A 5,241-nucleotide genomic window follows, 5' to 3' on the forward strand; every position below is an offset into this window, starting at 1 on the left:
ATCAGACAAAACGCGGGCAAAAAATTCAGCTTTGTTTTTGCAGATACCTGGCCCGGTAAATATTTACTACTGGATGAAGTGCTGGATATGGTTGAAAAGGGAGGCATTTATATCATTGATGATATGCTGCCACAGCAAAACTGGCCGACAGGTCATGCCGAAAAAGCAACCCAGCTGATCGCCGACCTGGATAGCAGGGACGATATCATTTTAACAAAAATGGGCTGGGCAACCGGGATAGTAATAATAACAAAGAAATAGGTGAATAGTGAGTGGTGAAAGGTGGAAATAAAAATCGGTGAAATCAAAAATTAATCGGTAAAATCAAAGAAATAAAAACAACATAATAAAACCAACCATCGGTGAAATCAAAAAATCATCGGTGAAATCAAAAAAATAAAACAAATACGATGGCAAAATTAAATTTCGGCGGAACTGAAGAAAACGTAGTAACCCGCGAAGAGTTCCCTTTAGCAAAGGCACAGGAAGTATTAAAGAATGAAGTTGTAGCGGTAATTGGCTATGGCGTTCAGGGACCTGGCCAGGCACTCAATCAAAAAGACAACGGTATCAACGTAATTGTTGGTCAGCGTAAAGGCACTAAAACATGGGATAAAGCGGTAAATGATGGCTTTGTACCGGGAGAAACCCTTTTTGAGATTGAAGAAGCCCTTGAAAGAGGAACTGTGATCTGCTATTTATTAAGCGACGCTGCACAGATCGCTTTATGGCCAACTGTTAAAAAACATTTAACAGCTGGTAAAGCTTTGTATTTTTCGCACGGTTTTGGTATCACATTTAAAGAACAAACCGGCATTATCCCGCCGGCTGATGTTGACGTGTTCCTGGTTGCACCAAAAGGTTCAGGTACTTCCTTACGCAGGATGTTCTTGCAGGGCCGTGGCTTAAATTCAAGCTACGCGATCTTCCAGGATGCTACCGGCAAAGCAAAAGACAGGGTAATCGCTTTAGGCATTGCTGTAGGCAGCGGTTATTTATTCGAAACCGATTTCAGGAAAGAAGTTTTCAGCGATTTAACCGGCGAACGCGGCACTTTGATGGGCTGTATCCAGGGTGTTTTTGCAGCACAATATGATGTGTTGCGCAGCAATGGTCACTCACCTTCTGAAGCATTTAACGAAACTGTTGAAGAGTTAACCCAATCATTAATGCCATTGGTTGCTGAAAACGGTATGGACTGGATGTATGCCAATTGCTCAACCACCGCTCAACGTGGTGCATTGGATTGGTGGAAAAAATTCCGTGATGCTACAAAACCTGTATTTGAAGAATTATACAACAGCGTAGCAACCGGTAAAGAATCACAACGCTCAATCGACCTTAACAGCCAACCTGATTACCGCGAAAAACTGGATGTGGAGTTAAAAGAACTTCGCGACAGCGAAATGTGGCAGGCAGGCAAAACTGTACGCAGTTTAAGGCCTGAAAACCAGGTGGTAGAAGCATAAGCCCCCAACCCCCTAAAGGGGGAGTATAAAAAAATAATAATAGCGATGGGTTTTATACCCATCGCTGCTGTAAGAAGAATACCATGGCTAAGACATTATTTGATAAAATATGGGATGCACACGTCGTCAGTAGCAACGAGGGCTTTCCTGATATTTTATACATTGATACACACTTCATTCACGAGGTAACCAGTCCGCAGGCATTTGACGGGCTTCGTTCCAGAAAATTACCCGTGTTAAGGCCAAAACAAACGGTCGCCACTGCCGACCATAATGTGCCAACCATCAACCAGCATTTACCGATCAAAGAAGAGCTATCCCGCTACCAGGTGGATACGCTTACCAAAAACTGCAAGGAGTTTGGTATCGAATTGTACGGCCTCGGCCATCCGTTCCAGGGCATCGTCCACGTGATAGGTCCTGAGTTGGGGATTACCCTTCCGGGCGGCACCTATGTTTGCGGGGATAGCCATACTTCAACACACGGCGCTTTTGGCGCTATCGCGTTTGGGATCGGTACATCGCAGGTAGAGCAGGTTATGGCTACGCAATGTTTACTCCAATCTCGCCCTAAAAGGATGAAGATTGAAGTGAATGGCAAGCTGCAAAAAGGCGTAGGCGCTAAAGATATTATCCTTTATATTATTTCGCAGATCAGCGCCGCCGGCGGCACAGGTTATGCAGTAGAATATGCCGGCGATACTTTTCGCTCATTAAGTATGGAAGGCCGCATGACGGTTTGCAACATGAGTATCGAGATGGGTGCGCGCTGTGGCTTGATAGCCCCGGATGAAACTACTATTGAATATGTTAAAGGCAGGGAGTTTGCTCCAAAAGGTGAAGATTGGGATAAAGCGGTTGTTTATTGGAAAACACTATATTCTGATGACGACGCCCAATTTGATAAAGTACTAAGCTTTAAAGCCGAAGATATTGAGCCGATGATCACCTACGGAACAAATCCGGGGATGGGCATTGGCGTTACTCAGCATGTACCTGAGACATTGTCTTTCGAACAAAAAGAACAGGGATCGTACAAAAAAGCGCTGGAATACATGGGCCTGCATGACGATGAACAGTTATTAGGCAAACCCATTGATTATGTGTTCATCGGCAGTTGTACTAACTCCCGTATCGAAGATTTACGCCAGGTAGCTGAATTTGTAAAAGGCAAACACAAGGCGGATAATGTTACCGTTTGGGTAGTCCCCGGTTCAAAACAAGTGCAGGAACAAGCTATTCGCGAAGGACTGGATGTTATTTTGGGTGAGGCTGGCTTCCCTTTGCGCGAACCAGGCTGTAGCGCTTGTTTGGCGATGAATGAAGATAAGATCCCGGCAGGTAAATACTGTGTATCAACCAGCAACCGGAACTTTGAAGGCCGCCAGGGACCGAACTCACGTACCTTTTTAGCCAGCCCGCTAACCGCGGCAGCATCAGCGATAAACGGATACGTTACAGACATCCGGGAGTTTCTAATTGTCTGAACTCGAATTAAACGAATTTATAGAATTAATAGAATTTGGAATAGTGGATGCCGTCAAGAGAACAGCAGATGAGTTCAATGATTCAACCAGTAAAATAATTGGCTGCGCAATGAGGGTACACGCTACTTTAGGTAATGGTTCCCAGGAAGTAATTTATCAAAGAGCGTTACAGATTGAGATGGGCTTGGCCGGTCTGGGTTTTGTAAGAGAGATGGAAATGCCTGTTATTTATAGAGAAGAGTTAATCGGAACCAGGCGGGTTGATTTTTTTGTTGAAGATGAGATAATGGTGGAGCTGAAAGCATTGATTGAACTGGAAGATGTTCATATGGCGCAGGGCATCAACTATCTGGAAGCTTACAATATTAAAATAGGCTTGCTTATAAATTTCGGCAGTAAAAGTTTGCAGTTTAAAAGGCTGTTAAACAGAAAACACCGTCCGGGCGCGAATAAATTAATTATGTGACCAGGATTTATTGAATTAAAGCACACGGAAAAATAATTCAATAAATTCTGCTAATTCGAAAAATTCGAGTTCAGACAAATGAAATAAGATTATGAGTACTAAAATATTCAAACACATACAAACCAGCGTGGTGCCGCTCACTATCGAAAACATCGATACGGACCAGATCATACCGGCAAGGTTTTTAAAAGCCACTACCCGAGAAGGTTTTGGCAATAACTTGTTCCGCGACTGGCGTTTTGATGAAAATGATAATCCAAAACCGGATTTCGTTTTAAATCACCCGGTATTCAGTGGGAAGATCCTTGTAGCCGGTAAAAACTTCGGTTGTGGCAGCAGCAGGGAACATGCCGCCTGGGCCATTGCTGATTACGGTTTTGATGCCGTAGTAAGCAGCTTTTTTGCTGACATTTTTAAAGGCAACGCCTTAAATAACGGCTTGCTGCCTGTGCAGGTGAGTGATGAGTTTTTGAAAAAGATCTTCGATGCTGTTGATGCTGATCCGCATGCAGTGGTGGAGATCGACCTGGTTGACCAGTTCATAAAAATTGTTGCCAGCGGCGAACAGGAAACTTTTGAGGTGAACCCCTACAAAAAAGCCTGCATGACCAACGGCTATGATGATATAGATTATATTTTAAGTAAAAAAGAATTAATAGAAGAGTTTGAGGTATCTCGTTAAGTCAAAAAATGACTTAATGACCCAATGACCCAATGACCCAACAACAGATGAATAAAAAAATATTAGTAATTCCCGGAGACGGTATCGGTGCCGAGGTAACAACCTGGGGCAAAGCAGTATTGGAACAAATTGGCAAAACCTATGGCCATACCTTTACTTTTGATGAAGCTTTAATGGGGCATGCGGCTATTGAAGCAACCGGCAGTCCGCTGCCTGATGAAACGTTGGAAAAAGCAAAAGCAAGCGACGCCATCTTGTTCGGCGCGGTTGGTCATGCTAAATATGACAATGATCCCTCTGCCAAAGTAAGGCCTGAACAGGGCTTATTAGGTATCCGCAAAGGATTGGGCCTATACGCCAATTTAAGGCCGATCATGCTGTTTGATGAATTGTTAAACGCATCAAGCCTTAAACCCGAGATCTTAAAAGGAACTGATATTTTATTCTTCCGCGAATTAACCGGCGACGTTTACTTCGGCGAGAAAAAACGCAGTGCGGATACTGCTTCTGACCTGATGATCTATCATCGTTATGAAGTGGAACGCATCGCTATAAAAGCGTATGAAGCAGCAAGACTTCGTGGTAAAAGATTATGCTCTGTAGATAAGGCCAACGTATTGGAAACCTCCCGCCTGTGGCGCGAAGTGGTTCAGGAAGTTGCTAAAAGATATCCGGATGTTGAAACCGAGCACATGTTTGTCGATAACGCCGCCATGCAGCTGGTTAAAAACCCTAAAAAGTTTGACGTGGTATTAACCGCCAACCTTTTTGGCGATATTTTAACCGACGAGGCTTCACAAATTGCAGGTTCAATGGGTATGCTGGCATCGGCATCCATTGGTGATGGTACCGGTTTCTTTGAGCCGATCCATGGTTCGGCGCACGATATTGCAGGTCAGGACAAAGCTAATCCGCTGGCATCGATATTATCCGTTGCCCTGATGCTGGAGATCAGTTTTGGGCTAAGCGAAGAAGCAAAAAGCATTAAAGCCGCCATCGATAAAACGCTTAAAGCAGGTTACCGCACCGGTGATATTGCAGATGCAGATACCGATAAAAGCAAGATACTGGGCACCACCGCCATGGGCAAAAAGGTGCTTGAATATCTATAGTCCAGGCCCCCTAACCCCCTAAAGG

5 protein-coding genes and 1 pseudogene are annotated in these 5,241 nt (G+C 44.2%); all 6 read left to right on the top strand.

The window, feature by feature from the left end; genetic code table 11:
- Positions 1 to 261, top strand: a pseudogene (locus QZY09_RS17260) (SAM-dependent methyltransferase); the annotation flags it as partial.
- A gap of 149 nt (positions 262 to 410) precedes the next feature.
- Complete coding sequence (ilvC, locus tag QZY09_RS17265; protein ID WP_295674382.1) at positions 411 to 1,469, top strand: ketol-acid reductoisomerase; 1,059 nt, start codon at positions 411 to 413, stop codon at positions 1,467 to 1,469.
- A gap of 83 nt (positions 1,470 to 1,552) precedes the next feature.
- A complete protein-coding gene (leuC, locus tag QZY09_RS17270; protein ID WP_295674383.1) occupies positions 1,553 to 2,956 on the top strand; it encodes a 3-isopropylmalate dehydratase large subunit in 1,404 nt (467 codons plus the stop codon).
- Complete coding sequence (locus tag QZY09_RS17275) at positions 2,949 to 3,422, top strand: GxxExxY protein (RefSeq protein WP_295674386.1); 474 nt, start codon at positions 2,949 to 2,951, stop codon at positions 3,420 to 3,422. The genes leuC and QZY09_RS17275 overlap by 8 nt, the downstream gene beginning before the upstream one ends.
- A gap of 91 nt (positions 3,423 to 3,513) precedes the next feature.
- Positions 3,514 to 4,104, top strand: coding sequence for a 3-isopropylmalate dehydratase small subunit (gene leuD / locus QZY09_RS17280; RefSeq protein WP_295674387.1), 591 nt, complete (start codon positions 3,514 to 3,516; stop codon positions 4,102 to 4,104).
- Between the two features lie 47 nt (positions 4,105 to 4,151).
- The gene (gene leuB / locus QZY09_RS17285) at positions 4,152 to 5,216 is read left to right on the top strand and encodes a 3-isopropylmalate dehydrogenase (RefSeq protein WP_367119242.1); all 1,065 of its coding nucleotides are present in this window, start codon (positions 4,152 to 4,154) and stop codon (positions 5,214 to 5,216) included.
- The last annotated feature ends 25 nt before the right edge of the window (positions 5,217 to 5,241 follow it).

This window comes from uncultured Mucilaginibacter sp., assembly GCF_903913935.1.
Lineage (GTDB): Bacteria > Bacteroidota > Bacteroidia > Sphingobacteriales > Sphingobacteriaceae > Mucilaginibacter.